Origin of the sequence: Pseudoalteromonas sp. Xi13 (genome assembly GCF_003952205.1) — a bacterium.
In the GTDB taxonomy this organism is placed as follows: Bacteria; Pseudomonadota; Gammaproteobacteria; order Enterobacterales; family Alteromonadaceae; genus Pseudoalteromonas; species Pseudoalteromonas atlantica.
In genome coordinates, this window is the sequence record NZ_CP034439.1 from 3,461,562 (window position 1) to 3,477,318 (window position 15,757).

Annotated in this window: 17 protein-coding genes; 3 read left to right on the top strand and 14 right to left on the bottom strand. The window is 41.6% G+C overall.

Going from position 1 to position 15,757, the window contains the following annotated elements; all coding sequences use genetic code 11:
* The first annotated feature begins 68 nt into the window (after positions 1 to 68).
* A complete protein-coding gene (gene nfuA / locus EJ103_RS15605; protein ID WP_096042447.1) occupies positions 69 to 644 on the top strand; it encodes a Fe-S biogenesis protein NfuA in 576 nt (191 codons plus the stop codon).
* A 6-nt stretch (positions 645 to 650) separates the two neighbouring features.
* Complete coding sequence (locus EJ103_RS15610) at positions 651 to 920, top strand: hypothetical protein (protein WP_029774191.1); 270 nt, start codon at positions 651 to 653, stop codon at positions 918 to 920.
* A gap of 9 nt (positions 921 to 929) precedes the next feature.
* Here EJ103_RS15610 and EJ103_RS15615 read toward each other — a convergent pair whose 3' ends face one another.
* Positions 930 to 2,201, bottom strand: a complete 1,272-nt coding sequence (locus EJ103_RS15615; RefSeq protein ID WP_054983329.1) for an MATE family efflux transporter — start codon at positions 2,199 to 2,201, stop codon at positions 930 to 932.
* A 42-nt stretch (positions 2,202 to 2,243) separates the two neighbouring features.
* Between EJ103_RS15615 and EJ103_RS15620 the strand changes: the two genes are divergently transcribed.
* Positions 2,244 to 3,269, top strand: coding sequence for a polysaccharide deacetylase family protein (locus EJ103_RS15620; protein ID WP_126008509.1), 1,026 nt, complete (start codon positions 2,244 to 2,246; stop codon positions 3,267 to 3,269).
* A 3-nt stretch (positions 3,270 to 3,272) separates the two neighbouring features.
* Here EJ103_RS15620 and EJ103_RS15625 read toward each other — a convergent pair whose 3' ends face one another.
* The 13 genes from EJ103_RS15625 to EJ103_RS15685 form a co-directional block, all read right to left on the bottom strand.
* Complete coding sequence (locus EJ103_RS15625) at positions 3,273 to 4,304, bottom strand: chemotaxis response regulator protein-glutamate methylesterase (RefSeq protein ID WP_055255281.1); 1,032 nt, start codon at positions 4,302 to 4,304, stop codon at positions 3,273 to 3,275.
* Positions 4,305 to 4,312: 8 nt separating this feature from the next.
* A complete protein-coding gene (gene cheD / locus EJ103_RS15630) occupies positions 4,313 to 4,936 on the bottom strand; it encodes a chemoreceptor glutamine deamidase CheD (protein ID WP_029774194.1) in 624 nt (207 codons plus the stop codon).
* A complete protein-coding gene (locus tag EJ103_RS15635; RefSeq protein WP_054983326.1) occupies positions 4,920 to 5,750 on the bottom strand; it encodes a protein-glutamate O-methyltransferase CheR in 831 nt (276 codons plus the stop codon). The genes cheD and EJ103_RS15635 overlap by 17 nt, the downstream gene beginning before the upstream one ends.
* A gap of 60 nt (positions 5,751 to 5,810) precedes the next feature.
* Complete coding sequence (locus EJ103_RS15640; RefSeq protein ID WP_126008511.1) at positions 5,811 to 8,516, bottom strand: methyl-accepting chemotaxis protein; 2,706 nt, start codon at positions 8,514 to 8,516, stop codon at positions 5,811 to 5,813.
* A gap of 48 nt (positions 8,517 to 8,564) precedes the next feature.
* Positions 8,565 to 9,050 carry a chemotaxis protein CheW gene (locus EJ103_RS15645; protein ID WP_004588228.1) on the bottom strand — a complete coding sequence of 162 codons (486 nt, stop codon included), beginning with the start codon at positions 9,048 to 9,050 and terminating at the stop codon, positions 8,565 to 8,567.
* Positions 9,047 to 11,134: a chemotaxis protein CheA gene (locus EJ103_RS15650; protein WP_126008513.1), complete on the bottom strand. Its 2,088-nt coding sequence runs from the start codon at positions 11,132 to 11,134 to the stop codon at positions 9,047 to 9,049. The genes EJ103_RS15645 and EJ103_RS15650 overlap by 4 nt, the downstream gene beginning before the upstream one ends.
* 14 nt (positions 11,135 to 11,148) lie before the next feature.
* Positions 11,149 to 11,511, bottom strand: coding sequence for a response regulator (locus EJ103_RS15655; RefSeq protein WP_029773320.1), 363 nt, complete (start codon positions 11,509 to 11,511; stop codon positions 11,149 to 11,151).
* A gap of 8 nt (positions 11,512 to 11,519) precedes the next feature.
* Positions 11,520 to 11,792, bottom strand: a complete 273-nt coding sequence (locus EJ103_RS15660; RefSeq protein WP_004588224.1) for an STAS domain-containing protein — start codon at positions 11,790 to 11,792, stop codon at positions 11,520 to 11,522.
* Between the two features lie 163 nt (positions 11,793 to 11,955).
* On the bottom strand, positions 11,956 to 12,573 hold the full coding sequence (locus EJ103_RS15665; protein ID WP_096740286.1) for an SCO family protein: 618 nt from the start codon (positions 12,571 to 12,573) through the stop codon (positions 11,956 to 11,958).
* Complete coding sequence (gene cyoE, locus EJ103_RS15670; protein ID WP_126008515.1) at positions 12,570 to 13,499, bottom strand: heme o synthase; 930 nt, start codon at positions 13,497 to 13,499, stop codon at positions 12,570 to 12,572. The genes EJ103_RS15665 and cyoE overlap by 4 nt, the downstream gene beginning before the upstream one ends.
* A 12-nt stretch (positions 13,500 to 13,511) precedes the next feature.
* Positions 13,512 to 14,501, bottom strand: a complete 990-nt coding sequence (locus EJ103_RS15675) for a COX15/CtaA family protein (protein ID WP_126008517.1) — start codon at positions 14,499 to 14,501, stop codon at positions 13,512 to 13,514.
* Positions 14,502 to 14,531: 30 nt separating this feature from the next.
* Positions 14,532 to 15,026 carry a transmembrane cytochrome oxidase associated protein gene (locus tag EJ103_RS15680; RefSeq protein WP_126008519.1) on the bottom strand — a complete coding sequence of 165 codons (495 nt, stop codon included), beginning with the start codon at positions 15,024 to 15,026 and terminating at the stop codon, positions 14,532 to 14,534.
* Positions 15,016 to 15,756 carry an SURF1 family protein gene (locus tag EJ103_RS15685; RefSeq protein WP_126008521.1) on the bottom strand — a complete coding sequence of 247 codons (741 nt, stop codon included), beginning with the start codon at positions 15,754 to 15,756 and terminating at the stop codon, positions 15,016 to 15,018. The genes EJ103_RS15680 and EJ103_RS15685 overlap by 11 nt, the downstream gene beginning before the upstream one ends.
* Position 15,757 lies beyond the last annotated feature (1 nt).

The window sequence follows — 15,757 nt, forward strand, 5'->3', positions numbered from 1 at the left end:
AGCCGCAACACGATGAGCGGAGTATGATATGCAGTATCCGAGTAATTTAGTCAAGTATAGACGGTTTTATGATTTCTATTTCCGAAACAGCACAAGCGCATTTTGCTAAACTTTTAGCAGATCAAGCACAACAAACTAATATTCGTGTGTTTGTTGTAAACCCTGGTACATCACAAGCGGAATGTGGTGTTTCTTATTGCCCAGAAGACGCCGTAGAAGACAGCGATATTCGTCTTAACTTTAATGGTTTTGATGCCGTAGTAGATACAGAAAGCGCTCCTTTTTTAGAAGAAGCTGAAATTGATTTTGTTACCGACAAAATGGGCACTCAGTTAACTTTAAAAGCGCCTAATGCAAAGGCACGTAAACTAGGCGATAACGCATCGCTAAATGAGCGTGTTCAACACATGCTAGAAACCGAAGTAAACCCGCAGCTAGCTAACCACGGTGGCCAAGTAAGCCTAGTTGAAGTAACCGCTGAAGGTATTGCAGTACTTCAATTTGGTGGTGGTTGTAATGGCTGTTCTATGATCGATGTAACGCTTAAAGAAGGCATCGAGAAAGAAATGATTGCAAAGTTTGATGAAATCACCGGTGTTGCCGACATTACCGAGCACCAAGCGGGCGATCACTCTTATTACTAAGCAATAATGTTAAAGCCGCTTATTTATCGCTTAGGGAGTAACCCTAAGTTGAGTTTAACGCGCTTTTTTCGCGGCTTAGCACTGTTTGTGCTAGCCGTGATATTTATTGCCCTTGGCTACTACACCCACTTTAGCTTACAAATTATAGGTGTGGTTATTTTAATCCCGGCATTATTTTTTGCTGCATGGGGTTATAGCGGTATTTTTGCCAATCGTTTCTCGCAAGTTTTAAAAGATATGGGGCCAAAAGATCACGACCCCGACCTATGGAAATGACATGTTCGCTTAATCTAGCAGCTGATTAGTTGCTTTTAACTGCAAATACTTAATAATTAACGTAACGCCGCGCATAAGCATAAAGCAACTCATAGCCAGCCATAACGCATTATTTTGCCACTCTATAAACACCCAAAACACCCCAAAAAAGCCAACAGCAGCAGAAAGAATCATACTGTTACGCATATTTTTTGCCCGTGTAAGCCCTACAAATACGCCATCAAACAAAAAGCAGCTCATTGCTAACATAGGCAATACTATTACCCACGGTAAGTAATTTGTCGCAGCTTCTATCACCTCGGGTACATTGGTTAAAAGCTTAATAATAGCGCTGCCAAACACAGCAAAAAATACGCTGTATAACACGCCAAAAAGCATCCCCCAAAACACACTTATTTTTACCCACAATCTAATGTTATTAACGCTTCGCTGGCCTTTAGCTTGACCAACTTTGGCTTCGCTTGCATAGGCTATTCCATCAAGTGCAAAGCTTACTAACATTAAAAAATTAAGTAACACGGCATTTGCTGCAAGCGTTGTTTCGCCTATGCGGGCGCCATAAAAGGTCATAAAGCTAAAGCATAATTGCAAAATTAAAGAGCGAATAAATATATCTCTATTTAAACTAAGTAGCTCTGCCATTTTGCTAACACTGAGCCAGTTGGGCACGCTTAGCTCCACGCCTTGCTTTTTAGCGAGCTTAATCACTAGTAGCAACGCAAAAGCCAACGCGCTGTAATCTGCAATTAACGACGCCCATGCTGCTCCCGCTACTGCCCAGTCTAAATACACCACAAAATATATATCGAGCACTATGTTGGTAATATTGGTCACTAACAGCAAGTAAAATGGCCCTCGCCCATAATGTACGCCAAGCATCCAGCCAAGCAGCACTAAATTACAAAGTGCGGCAGGGGCACTAAATATACGAATACTAAAATACTGATATGCTTGAGCAAGAACCTCGCTATTTGCGCCTGATAAAAATGCAATGGCTTGTTTTATCAAGGGCGATAAGGCAATAAGCGCTAACGCCACACACACGGCAAGTAATAAGCTGCGTTTTAAAAGCGCTGCTAACTGTGTTAAGTTATTTTGCCCGTATGCTTGGGCCACTAACCCTGTGGTGCTCATACGTAAAAAACCGGCGAGCCAAAATAAAATAGAAATAACAGCTGAGCCAAGTGCGATACCCGCTAAGTAATGTGCGCTACCTAAGTGGCCAATAACAGCGGTATCAACAATTCCTAACAGTGGGACAGTAATATTTGATAATATCATTGGACCCGCTAGCAACAGCAAGCTTTTATGGTGTGCCTTATTATGTTTAAGAAATTGTTTCATTTAGTTTTAATTACTCTCATTTGTTTATCTGTACGTGCTCATGCGGCGGTTATTTTACAGTATCACCATGTAAGCGAAACCCTTCCGGCTGTGACCAGTGTAAGCGCAAATACGTTTACCAAGCATTTGAGCTACTTAAAAGAGCATAATTTTAATGTTATTGCACTAAATGAGCTAATAAGCGCTATACAACAAGGCAAAACCTTACCTGAGAAAACAGTCGCTATCACCTTTGACGATGGTTACAACAATAACTACGAACAAGCAGCGCCTATTTTAGAAAAATTTGGTTACCCCTATACTATTTTTGTAAACCCTACCCTTATTGATGAAGGCAAAGGCTACGTAATGGGGTGGGATAAATTAAAAGAGCTCGCAGGCAAAGGGGCGCTAATTGCCAATCACACTGCCCAGCATGACTACCTGCATATTAAGCTAAAAGATGAGAGCGATGCACAGTGGCAAGCACGTATAAAACAAGATATTTTGCATTCTCAACAGCGTATTAAAGAAGAAATAGGCCACGATTATAAATACCTAGCGTACCCGTATGGTGAGTTTAATAACAAACTACAAGCGCTTGTAGAAGAGCTTGGCTTTATTGGCATTGGTCAGCACTCAGGCGCTGTAAATAAAAACGCTAACTTTACCCGCTTACCGCGTTTTCCAGCCTCTGGCTTTTACAGTAAATTAGATACGTTAATTACAAAATTAAACTCTCGGGCGTTTAGTATTAAAACCCTAGATTACCAAGACAGTGTAACCTCACAAAACCCACCAACGCTCAGCATTGAATTTGAAATGGGTGATTTTCATAAAAGTCAGTTTGCGTGTTATGTCTCAAGTGTTGGGCAGGCTAAGTTAACTTGGATAAACGACACAACTGTAAAAATTGACTCGCCAAAGGCGCTAAATAAAGGCCGTTCACGCTTTAATTGTACCGCCCCTTCTATTGAGTTCCCTGGTAGTTACTATTGGTTTTCGCAGCCATGGGTTATTCAGTAGCAATTACACCTTTATAGCCTGATGCAATAAGCGCTGGGTTACTTTATCAAGCGCAACAATTTCGTGAGCGGCACCTAAATCAACCGCCGCTTTGGGCATTCCCCACACCACAGAAGAAAACTCATCCTGTGCAATGGTGTAGCCACCCGCTTGTTTAATGCTAAGCAAGCCCTTTGCTCCATCGCTCCCCATACCGGTTAGTAACGCTGCCACAATGTTTTTTGCACCGCACTCAAGTAACGAGTTAAATAATACATCTACTGCCGGTTTATGGCGGTTAACAGGCTCAGAATCATCAAGCTCGCAATATAAACTTGCCCCTCTTTTTTTTATGCTTAAGTGTAAACCACCAGGGGCTATATAAGCCCATCCTGCAGTTAGCTTGTCGCCGTGCTGCGCTTCTTTTACGTTAATTGCACAGGTGCGGTCCATACGCTGGGCAAACGAGGTACTAAATACCGGAGGAATATGCTGGGTAATCACGATCGCAGGGCAATTGGTCGGCATTTTTATAAGCACTTCTTTTATTGCTTCTGTGCCCCCTGTTGAAGCCCCTATCGCTATTACCTTGTTTAATAAAAATTGTGCATTGCTAGGTAAAGGCTCACTTACGGTGCTTACCTTTTTAAAACTTCTTACCCTTGCACCTGCCGCCACACGCACTTTTTGCTGCACAACATATGCATATTGACTCATTTGCTGCTTAACATTCACCGTTGGCTTAGCAATAAAATCCACTGCACCAAGCTCAAGCGCTTCTAAGGTGATAGGCGAGCCTTGCTGGGTTAGTGTAGAAATCATCACAACGGGCATAGGTCTTAAGCGCATTAGGTTTCTTAAAAAGCTAATGCCGTCCATTTTTGGCATTTCTACATCGAGGGTAAGCACATCCGGATTGAGCAATTTAATCATTTCTCGTGCTTGATAAGGGTCTTCAGCACAGCCAACAACCTCGATATCGCTAGCCTGAGATAATATTTCGCTCAGCAAACGCCTTATCAGTGGTGAATCATCTATTATCAGAACTTTAACCATTACGGCTCCTAAAACAGCTCTATGTTAGTCTCGGTGGCTTTATCTTGTTGCTTAAGGTTTTGCAGGTAGCGCACTTCGCGTTTTTCAATTGTATTGTTGTGCAAATTCTTCAGCTTTTTTACGTGGACTTTGCCCGTATGCGGATGAAAAAAAATTTTTCGAGGCCACGGCCCTCCCATATCTTGTGCAACAAGATTGAGCGACTCTTCCTGAATATACGCATTGGCAAAGCTAATATTACCTATCCCTATGTCGGTCATTGCGCTAATTATTTTGCCGCCACCAAAGAGTTTTATTTTTAAATTTTTTCGCGCAGCACCACCTTTGAGTACTTCGTTGATCAGGTATTCCATTGCCCAGTTTCCGTAGCGGCAGCTCAAACTATGGGCACTGTTTAATTCTAGGCCTTTTTTTACTGGCAACATAAAATGATTTACGCCACCTATACCGGCTTTTTCATCGTAAACACACGCGGCTATGCACGACCCAAGCACTGTAGAAATAAGCTCATCATTTTTTGAGACATAAAATTCGCCAGGTAATATTTTTGCCACCACGCTTGTGCGCCCTGCATCCCAGTAACGTTTTATATGTTCAAACCCTGGGAGCACCGGCCTAAACTGTGCGTGCATTGTGTTGCTTTTGATACATGGTTTTCCCTAAATTTTTAAACTCAGAATGCTCTTTTCCCATACTCTCTGAGTGCCCTAAAAACAAATAACCGTCACGATTAAGTGCATTTGCATAACGTTTAAACAAGGTGTCTTTTGTTTCTTTATCAAAATAAATAACCACGTTACGACATAAAATTAAGTCAAACTGCCCTTTCATAGGCCATTCTTGTAAAAGGTTAAGGCGTTTAAAAAAAATGTGCTTATTTAACTGTGGTTTTACTTTATATGTTTGCCCGTCTTTGCTTTTTAAAAACCACTTTTTAAGTACATTGTTTTCTAAGCCATTTACATTAGCCGCGGTATAAATACCCGCTTGTGCTTTGGCTAATACATTAGAATCTAAATCGGTTGCTAAAATTTTTACATCCCAAGAACTTGGGAATAAATCGGCAAGGGTTATTGCTAAGCTGTAAGGCTCTTCGCCTGTAGAGCAACCCGCTGACCATACGCGTACTCGTTTTGTTACTTTGTTACTGCTAAGTAACTGCGGCACTATGGTGTTTTTTAAAAACTCAAAGTGGTGGGGCTCTCTAAAAAAGGAGGTTAAGTTAGTGGTAATAGCATTAATAAATGCGTCAAACTCAGCCTCTTTATTATTGTGTAAGTACTCTAAGTATTGAGAAAAGTTTTTAAGTTTATGCTCTCTTACCCTTCTTGCTAAGCGGGAATACACCATTTCGCGTTTATGATCGCCAAGCACAATTCCGCACGCGTTATAAACTAAAGTGGCAATGTCTTTAAAATCTTTATCGGTACATAAAAATTCTTTCATTGTCATACCATCCCTTGTAAAGCAGGCTTGCTAGGGTATTAACTAGCAAGCCAGTAATGACTAAAACTCTTCCCATTCATCTGCTGAGTCTATAAAGTTTTCGCCTTTGGGTTGGGTATTTTTTAAATAGCCACTAGGTTGGCGCGCAGGGGGCGCTGAGCGTTCAAAGTGCGTATTTGGCAATGTGTTCATGCCTTGCTGCCCGAGTGAAAAAAAGTGCAATAACTGACGCATCTCGTTTGCTTGCTCAGCCATTGACTCGCCCGCCGCAGACGCTTCTTCTACAAGCGCCGCATTTTGCTGGGTCATTTCATCCATTTGGGCAACCGCTTTATTAACTTGCTCAATGCCTGCGCTTTGCTCTTCAGAGGCCTCGGTTATATCCGAAATCATTTGCGTAACACGTTGTACGCTTGAAACAATTTCTCTGAGTGTTTCGCCCGACTCATTTACAAGCACAGAGCCATCGGTAACTTTTGCAACGCTGTCTCTAATAAGCTCTTTAATTTCTTTGGCTGCTCCAGCTGAGCGCTGCGCTAAATTACGCACCTCACCAGCAACAACGGCAAAGCCACGGCCTTGCTCACCCGCTCTGGCTGCTTCAACGGCGGCGTTAAGTGCCAGTAAATTAGTTTGAAAGGCAATTTCATCAATCACGCCAATAATGTCTGCAATTTTTTTACTCGACTCGTTAATGGCCGACATACTCGTTACAGCCCTATTAACTACTTCACCACCTTGAATTGCTTTCTCACAGGTTTCTTCGGCTAAATCGTTAGCGACTTTTGCGTTATCTGCATTTTGCCTTACGGTACTGGTCATTTCCTCCATACTTGACGCCGTTTCTTCAAGTGATGAAGCTTGTTCTTCGGTACGCTGGCTTAAATCGGCGTTGCCTTGCGAAATTTCCTCTGCGCCACTGGCCACTAACGTGGCCGATGAGTTAATTCGGTTAATCACATCGGTCAATTTATCTGCTGTGGTATTAGCATCTTGCTTGAGCTTATCAAACGAGCCTTGATACTCTTTTTCTATGCGTTTTGATAGGTCGCCATTGGCCATTGCATCAAGCATTTGCGCGGTATCACTAACGGCATCATCCACAATTTCAACTAAGCTGTTTAAGCCCTGCGCTAAGCGTAAGAAAAAGCCTTCTTTACCTTTTTCATCTACTCGGGTTTCTAAATCGCCATTTCCTGCATCGCTGACTAATTGTGCAATTTCTTTTTCTATTGCAACTTCGCCCGTTCTATCTTCCCACTCAACTACGGTGCCTATGCGTTCTTGTTCTGGTGTAAAAATAGGGTTTGCAACTAAACCAAAGGTGCGCCCGCCTACTTTTATTTCGGCTCGGTAAGTTGCTGTAAGTTTAGCTAGTAGGTTTTGTTGATGAGCCGGATTTTTATGGAATATATCTATGTTTTGCTGCATTAAATTGGTGCTATCAAAGTTTGGCAGCTCCTTTTTCAAATCATCTTCGGCAATACTCATCATCGATTTAACCGCGTTGTTCATGTATACAATTACATTTGAAGCATCGGCTATCATGGTGTTTGTTGCTACGGTATCAAGCGCTTGTTTTACTCGTAAGTTTTCTTGTGCTTCAGCACGTTCTTGCTCTGCTTTTGCTACGCTATCGGTAATATCTTCCCACTCAACAATGGTGCCTAAATGCTTACCTTCATGATTTATCCACGGTGTAGCAATTAAACTAAAAATAAGCCCCGCTAAACGTAACTCAGTTTTATAAGGTTGTTTTAAGTTTTTTAATAGTTCGCGTTGATGAGCTGGGTGCTTATGAAAATCATCAACACACGTGCCTATTAAATTATCAACAGAAAAACTAGGTAGCACACCTTGCAACTCAGTTTCTCGCGCTTTGAGCATTAACTTAACCTGATCGTTTACAAATACAATATTTAGGTCTTTATCGGCAATCATTACATTAGCTTGGCAAACAGTTAACGCACTTGCTAAATCGGCAGCCTTTTTAGACTCGCGCTCTAGCTGTTTTTGCGCGGTGATATCACTGGCGTATTTAATAACTTTATAAGGCTTGCCGTTTAAATCGAAAATAGGGTTATAAGAGGCTTGAATCCATATTTCTTGCCCTTGTTTGCCTATTCGCATGTACTCGCCCGAGTCGTACTCGCCTCGTCCTAACTTATCCCAAAATTGTTTATACTCGTTTGTTTTAGCGTATTCTGGGTCGACAAATAATTTATGATGCTGGCCTTTTATTTCGCTAAGTTGATAGCCTAAACCATTTAAAAAATTGTCATTGGCAGTAATGATTGTGCCATCAAGATTAAACTCAATCACCGCCTGAGATTTACTAATTGCCTCAAGTTGGCCTTGCGCTTCAGCGGCCTGTTTCTTTTGTTCGGTAATGTCGGTAGCAAATTTAATTACTTTTAGCACTTGCCCTTGGCTATCAATAATTGGGTTATAGGTAGCTTGGATCCATACCTCTCGCCCTCCATTAGCAAGACGCTTAAACTCATTAGAAATAAACTCACCACCGCGCAAGCGTTGCCAAAAATTTTTATACTCGCTGCTCTGTGCTTCATCTGGTTCAACAAACATAGAGTGGTGCTGCCCTTGCACTTCCTCTAAACGGTATCCCATTGCATTTAAAAAGTTTGAATTAGCCGTAATTATTCTGCCGCTGGGTTCAAACTCAATAACCGCTAATGATTTATTTAATGCATTAACGATTAAGTCATTACTTGATTCTGACTGCTTCGGATTACTAAACCATCCCATGCCCATCACCACCTTTATGTTTGTTTTTGTTGCTACATAGCGCTGTGGCTATATATCCATTGTTCTTTGTAAATCAATTAACGAGACCATTTTTTCGCCCACGTTCACCAACCCTGCGACATATTCACAATTACTCGAATCAGACAGGCTAGGGACGGGCTTGGCGTCTTGCTCTGCAATGCTGTAAACATCTGACACCGCATCTACTGCGATGCCCATTATTTTTGAATCGTTTTCAAAAATAACTTTTACAACAATAACAACCGTTAATGGCCCATATTCAGTGCTTGGCAGGCCAAAACGTAAGCGTAAATCTATTATTGGCACTATAGTGCCGCGAAGGTTTATCACTCCTTTAACAAAATCCGGCGCGTTGGGCAGTACGGTAATTTCTTCCCAACTTCTGATCTCTTGCACGGTTAATATATCTACGCCGTATTCTTCGCCAGCCATAATAAAGGTTAAAAACTGCTTAACGCCTTGCTGTTGCCCTAAATCAATTTTGTTGTTTAGCTCGCTTTGTTCACTAATCATGAAGCCTCCAGAGGTGTTTTTGATTCTATGATTAGCTCTTGGCTACCTGGTTTTTTAAGCCCTGATAATTTTATTAAGCCGCTAATATCAACAATTAACGATACACGCCCGTCGCCTAAAATAGTTGCTCCAGACACCCCATCTACTTTTTGGTAATTGGCCTCTAAACTTTTTATGACTACCTGCTGCTGCGAAAGTAAGTCATCAACCAGCAAACCCACTTTTTGGTTGTCGGTTTCAACAACCACCAGCAAGGTTTTGTCTAATGACTCTATGGCGTTTTGATGATTAAAAATTTGATATAAGCGTAAAATAGGAATGTATTCGTCACGCAGCCTTAGTACATCTAAGTCTTTACCCACTCGGCTTACTTTAGTGATATCAATCTGTAGTGATTCAACAATAGAAATAAGCGGAATAATATAAGTATGCTGGGCAACTTTAACTAATTGACCATCTAAAATGGCAAGTGTAAGGGGCAGCCTAATTGTAAAGGTAGAGCCAACGCCAGGCGCTGATGAAACCTCAACCGAGCCATTTAAAGATTGAATATTGCGCTTAACAACATCCATTCCTACACCACGCCCAGATAAGTCGCTAACCGCATCGGCGGTAGAAAAGCCGGGCATAAAAATAAGCTCGTTAATTTCATCATCTGTTAAATTACAATCAGCGGTGATCAGCCCATTAGCAATGGCTTTTTCTTTAATTTTTTGCGTATTTAAGCCTTGCCCATCGTCCATTATTTCTATCACGATATTGCCGCCTTGATGAAAGGCATTTAAGGTCACGGTGCCCACTGGGTCTTTACCTGCGGCAACCCGCTGTTCAATTGTTTCAAGGCCATGGTCGAGCGAATTTCTGACTAGGTGCACCATGGGGTCAGATATTTTTTCCATTACCGTTTTATCTAGCTCGGTTTGCTCGCCTAATAATTTTAACTCCACCTGTTTATTTAGTTTTTGCGCTATATCGCGCACTAAACGCGGAAACCGGCTAAATACAAAGTTAATCGGTAACATACGAATACGCATAACATTTTCTTGCAGGTCTCGGGTATTGTGCGCCAGTTGTGCCAAACCTTCTTGTAATGACGTAATGGTTGATTCGCTAATTTCTTGCTCGCTCAACTGATTTAACATGGCTTGTGTTATTACCAGCTCACCAACCATATTTATTAACGAGTCTACTTTGTCTATTCCTACTCTTATGGAGGTAGACTCTGGTGCTGATGTTGGCTTTTTATCGGCTGTGGGTTTGCTTTTAGGTTTGTCGGGTGCTTTTTTAGCATCGCTAATAGGCTGTGTTTGAGCTGTGCTATCGTTGCTCTTTTCATCAGCGTTTGCGGTGTGAGAAGTGTCTTCATCAAATAACCCGCCACAAAGCTCTATTTTTATATCGGCATCATCTTCTACCCATTCAAATACCTCTTTAATGGCGGCTTCTTTTTCGCTGGTATTTAAAAAAAAGCGCCAGTGTAAGTAGCACTCGTCACTGCTTAAATCTTTAATATCTGGGATATCGTCTAAAAATGCCTGTGTTTCAAGCTCACCGAGTTCAGCTAATTCGCTGATCATAAATAAAGGCTCGTTGCCTGTTTTAAAAAGGTGATGATGCGGTTTAAAATCAATTTGAAAGGTATTTACCTCAGCAGCAGCCGTTACTTCGCTTGCCTCGCTTGGGGCTGAATCGGCTTGCATTTCGAGTACAATTTCAAACTGTTTTTTTAAGGTTGTAGCGTGTGATAAATCAGGCTCTTGCTCTGCTTGCAGCTCACCGAGTAACCCACGCAAGCAATCAACAGCTTTAAGCAATAAATTAACGTGCTCGGTGGTGAGTTCGCGCTCACCTTGGCGTATTTGATCCAGTAGGGTTTCTAGCACATGGGTAAACTCAGCAACAGAGTTAAAGCCAAAGGTGCCACTGCCCCCTTTAATTGAGTGCGCAGCTCTAAAAATAGTATTTATTGTTTCTAAGTCTTCTTCGCCGGGCTCTAAATTTAATAGCTCGGCCTCCATTGTATCTAGGCCTTCAAAACTTTCTTCAAAGAACACTTCAAAAAATTGACTTAAATCTATACTCACGCCGCACTCCTCAGTTAACGAATTACTTTTTTAAGTACCGCTAGTAACTGATCCGGGTTGAAAGGCTTTACAATCCAGCCTGTTGCGCCAGCTGCTTTACCTTCTACTTTTTTATCTAATCCTGACTCTGTAGTTAGCATAAGTAGCGGCGTAAATTTGTAATCAGGAAGGCCTCTGAGCTCTCTGATAAGCGTAATGCCATCCATAATGGGCATATTTACATCTGAAATTACCGCATCAAAACTTTGCTGCTTGGCAATCGCGAGGGCTTCGCTGCCATCTTTTGCTTCGGTAACATCAAACCCTGCGGTTTTAAGCGTAAAGCTCACCATTTGACGCATTGACGCAGAATCATCAACCGCTAAAATTTTCTTCATATAAACCTCTAACCTTTACTTTCAAGTGTTAAATATTGACTTAAGCCAAGTTGATTAATGGCGTTTTGAAGTGCATCACTGCTGCCTACCCATACAATTTTATGGTGTATGGTAAGTAGGTGTTTTTGTAAGGCACACAAAAGTTGAATTGACGCGGTATCGGCTGAAACAACCTCACTGACATCTAAACAAATATCGTTGTTACTATTGAGTTCTTGTAATAAATCTTGGTGAAGAGTCTCTACTTGCATAATCGCAAGTTCGCTTGGAAGTTTTAGCATTTTTTCAGGACTTTCCCTGTCAATTCAATTCATAACAAAAGCTTAGCCTTAGTTATTAAAATTGCCATAAAAGGCTCAAAAAAATTAATAAAACTTTTAAAAGTGGCGCTAAAAAGCAAAAAAGGAGCCTAAGCTCCTTTTAAAATGCGTGAAAAGTTTAAAACTAGTTTTTATAGTAATCCGCTATTTGTTTAAATTCGCTAATGAGTTGAGTGGTATTAATAAGGGGCACATTTCCTTGTTGGAACTCAGGCTTAAATATGGCTCTTACCGCTCCATTTTCATCAACTAAAGCCACAGAAGCACTATGATCGACCGCATATTCTGATTCTTGTGAGTCACTAATGGCATAAATTAGGCCAAGCTCTCTAACCACCGGGAATAGGTTTTTGTGCTCACCCGAAACAGCTAAAAAGTCAGGGTTAAAATAATCAATATACGCTTTGCGTTTTTCCGGCGTATCGCGTTGAGGGTCTACCGACATAAACCAAATTTGCAGTGGGTATTCGTTATGTAACTTTTTATACACGCTGTTTAGTTTAGCAAGCGTTAATGGGCAAATATCTGGGCAACTGGTATAGCCTAAAAACACTAAGTTCCACTGCCCCAAAAATTGCGCTTTGGTGACTAACTCACCGTTTTGGTCGTTAAGTGTAAAATCAGAAAGAGGCTTTGCTTGCTCATACACTAAGGCTTGCACATCGGGTGCACTATTTTGCTCTGAGCAAGCGACTAATAAAAACGAAAAAATTACAACTAAGCTAATCCGTAACTGCTTCATAAAGGGAGCCATTTATCTATAAATAAGTTCACGAAGAGTACCATTAAATGCACAATTGAAAAGCGAAATAAGTCCATTGCGGTGTCATCGCGAGGGGCTAATTTAAGCTTAACCGCTTTATACAAAAAGAGTGCGTTGAGTACACATGCGCCTACTAAATAAATACCGCCCGACATACCAATTAAATAAGGTAATACACATACAAGCGCCAGTAATATGGTGTAAGCCACAACACAAGTTTTACAAAAGTCGATACCGTGAGTTACTGGCAGCATAGGAATTTTAGCGCGTTCGTAATCGCTTTTGCGTGCTATTGCCAGTGCCCAAAAATGCGGTGGGGTCCACGTAAATATAATCATTACGAGTAACCATGGCGCGGCTGCCATTTGATTGGTTTCAGAAACCCAACCCAATAAAGGCGGCATTGCCCCAGCTAAGCCACCAATCACAATGTTTTGCGGTGTGGCACGCTTTAAAAAAGAGGTATAAATAAAAGCATACCCAACTAATGCAAACAAAGTAAGTACGGCTGTTAGAGTGTTTGCCCAAAGCATTAGCATTATAAAACCAGCAACCCCTATCACGCCTGCAAAGCTTAGCGCATGGGTTTTACTAAGCCGGCCTTTGGCTACAGGGCGGTGGCGTGTACGCGCCATTTTTGTATCTATTTCGCTATCAACAACATGATTTATTACCGCCGCAGCGCCAGAGAGCAAACCAATGCCTAATAAACTAATAAATTGTACTGCAATGCCTCGCCCTACATCAGGCGCCAGTGCCAAGCCAACCCAGGCAGTAAGTACCAACATAGCCACTACTTTAAACTTGCTAATAGCTAAGTAATCTTGCAGTAAATTATAAGCACGTTGAATAAAAGGGTGTGCGCTAATAACCTGTAGTTCTTTTTTGTCGAGTGTGAGTGCCATAATTATTCCCCTTTAAGTGCGTGCTTTTAGGTAGTAACACAACCTAACCATAGTCAATAACAAGATAGCTGCCATTAAATTGTGTGCCAGCGCCACTCCAAGCGGAAAGTGCCAATGCACCACTGCAAGCCCCAAACTAATTTGGCAAAGTAGCGCAACAAGCACGCTGACAGTACAGTGTTTTATTTTTGCAGATTGCGCCTGACTGTATATACGCCACATAATTAGCGCCAACACAACACATGTAACTAGCGCCCAAATTCTGTGTAGTAGATGAATAGACATACGCGCCTGTTGCGATAGCACTCCGTACTCATAATTACTGTGCTCAAGCGGCAGCTGAAACACACTACTGAGTGAAAATGGCTGCGCATAACTACACAGCGGTAAGCCATTGCAGTGTGGCGCTGCATAATTTGCTGCAAGCCATCCTCCTAATGCAATTTGAATAACCAACACAGCCAATGCAACTAAGCTCAATGAAAAATAGCCTTTAGCGCTACTATCTCCGCCCTCTATGGGTTTAGTAGTTAAACGTAGGTATAAAAGAGTGATTAGCGATAAAATACTAAACCCCCCCAGCAAATGCCCCATCACAATAAGTGGTTGCAAGTTCATAGTAACGGTCCACATACCCAGCGCAGCCTGAAATATAACTAACAATAATAAGGCTAGCGGTAATTTAACCGGCGTGTTTGAGTAATGGCGCTTTACAAAAGCCAATACGAATAGCGCTAAAATAAGCAACCCCAGCGCGCCTGCAAAGTAACGGTGGATCATTTCTTTCCACGCTTTGGCGGTTTCAAACATCATATCTGGATAACTTTGGGTAGCCAATGCGATATCGGCTTCATGCTTTGGTACAGTTAAAAAGCCATAGCAACCGGGCCAATCAGGGCAACCAAGACCTGCGTCACTTAAACGTGTATAAGCACCTAGCCCTACCACCAGCAGCGCAAGTAACCCCGTTGCAAGTACCCAGTTTTTATAATTTTTATACATAGGAATCTCCCATTAACAATGCGCTATTAATTAGCTTGAACGAGAATAATTAAGCAATTTTTTTAAATCTTTTAATAAACCTTTTTGCACTAAACGGTTTTCTTGTGGCTGCTCTTTAAACGGATACTCAAGCACCACTAACCCCATGTGATCGATTAAATATAGGCTAGCGGGCTGCAAATTTTGTTGCGCGTTAAAGGTTTTCCAAGGAATGTTTTTAACTTTAGGCGCTCCCATTACAGCCATATCAACCTTGCCCTGATTTTTTCCTAAGGCGATATATAAGTTATTAAGCGCATTGAGCTGCTCATTGCACGAAGCGTTACATTTATTGGAGTAATTAAGCGCAATTGTCCATTGCTTAGGGTTATGTTGCTGCCAGTTTTCAAGCTTTACTTCGTGCTGTAAAAACTCGCCATTATTGGTAATGGCGCTCGGCAACCAGTCTAGTTTTAGCGCACCGTATGCAAGTACTAGCGGTACAGCGCAACATACAACAAACAAAACTAAGGGGTTATTTTTCATTGTTAGTCCTCTTTTTGCTGGCAAAAATGGCCACCACTACACAGGCTAAGGCTATTAAAAACCATTGCACTGCATACGCTTGGTGCTTTTGCGGACTCATCACCACCGCTTTATAATGCGGTATAGCTAGCGCATCTCCAGCACCTTGACGATAAGCCATAAAATTAAATAACGATTGATTACTCTGCTCACTTAGCTTTTGTAAATCTATTGATTGAATTCGTTTTTGAAGGTCTTGTTTTGTCGCATTGGTTTGTAAGTTAAAGCTCGTTAAATTTCGCTCTTTTATCTGCGCTTTAAACGTAATATTACGTTTAGGAAGTTGGATGTTAGGTAGTTCGCTGCGTGAAATAGGCGCTTTTACCCACCCTAAATTAACGAGTAAAGCGTCACTTGCTTGGCTTGGCTTAAATAACACCAATAAATCGTAACCGACTTGCCCTTGGTAAACTTGGTTATCTAAAAGCCAGTATTGCTGATTTATTATTTTTCCGGCAAGCTCAACCACTACACCTGTTTTATTCCACTTTGTAGGCATTGCCTGTAATTGCTGCCAGCTCATTACGCCTTGGGTTTGCATGTTAGCTATAGCTGTTAGCTGTTGCTGCTTTTGCTCAGCCCTTGCTAATTGCCAATACCCTAAACGTACACATACCAGCACCACAGCTACCACAACGCAAAGTGCGATAAATGAGCTAAGCTTTTGTTTACGCCTTAAAATTAACTGCATA

Excerpts from the sequence above, each read along its gene's own strand:
- nfuA (WP_096042447.1), top strand. The coding sequence starts at position 69 with ATGATTTCTATTTCCGAAACAGCACAAGCGCATTTTGCTAAACTTTTA.
- EJ103_RS15610 (WP_029774191.1), top strand. The coding sequence starts at position 651 with ATGTTAAAGCCGCTTATTTATCGCTTAGGGAGTAACCCTAAGTTGAGT.
- EJ103_RS15615 (WP_054983329.1), bottom strand. The coding sequence starts at position 2,201 with ATGATATTATCAAATATTACTGTCCCACTGTTAGGAATTGTTGATACC.
- EJ103_RS15620 (WP_126008509.1), top strand. The coding sequence starts at position 2,244 with ATGTTTAAGAAATTGTTTCATTTAGTTTTAATTACTCTCATTTGTTTA.
- EJ103_RS15625 (WP_055255281.1), bottom strand. The coding sequence starts at position 4,304 with ATGGTTAAAGTTCTGATAATAGATGATTCACCACTGATAAGGCGTTTG.
- cheD (WP_029774194.1), bottom strand. The coding sequence starts at position 4,936 with ATGCACGCACAGTTTAGGCCGGTGCTCCCAGGGTTTGAACATATAAAA.
- EJ103_RS15635 (WP_054983326.1), bottom strand. The coding sequence starts at position 5,750 with ATGAAAGAATTTTTATGTACCGATAAAGATTTTAAAGACATTGCCACT.
- EJ103_RS15640 (WP_126008511.1), bottom strand. The coding sequence starts at position 8,516 with ATGGGATGGTTTAGTAATCCGAAGCAGTCAGAATCAAGTAATGACTTA.
- EJ103_RS15645 (WP_004588228.1), bottom strand. The coding sequence starts at position 9,050 with ATGATTAGTGAACAAAGCGAGCTAAACAACAAAATTGATTTAGGGCAA.
- EJ103_RS15655 (WP_029773320.1), bottom strand. The coding sequence starts at position 11,511 with ATGAAGAAAATTTTAGCGGTTGATGATTCTGCGTCAATGCGTCAAATG.
- EJ103_RS15660 (WP_004588224.1), bottom strand. The coding sequence starts at position 11,792 with ATGCTAAAACTTCCAAGCGAACTTGCGATTATGCAAGTAGAGACTCTT.
- EJ103_RS15665 (WP_096740286.1), bottom strand. The coding sequence starts at position 12,573 with ATGAAGCAGTTACGGATTAGCTTAGTTGTAATTTTTTCGTTTTTATTA.
- cyoE (WP_126008515.1), bottom strand. The coding sequence starts at position 13,499 with ATGGCACTCACACTCGACAAAAAAGAACTACAGGTTATTAGCGCACAC.
- EJ103_RS15675 (WP_126008517.1), bottom strand. The coding sequence starts at position 14,501 with ATGTATAAAAATTATAAAAACTGGGTACTTGCAACGGGGTTACTTGCG.
- EJ103_RS15680 (WP_126008519.1), bottom strand. The coding sequence starts at position 15,026 with ATGAAAAATAACCCCTTAGTTTTGTTTGTTGTATGTTGCGCTGTACCG.
- EJ103_RS15685 (WP_126008521.1), bottom strand. The coding sequence starts at position 15,756 with ATGCAGTTAATTTTAAGGCGTAAACAAAAGCTTAGCTCATTTATCGCA.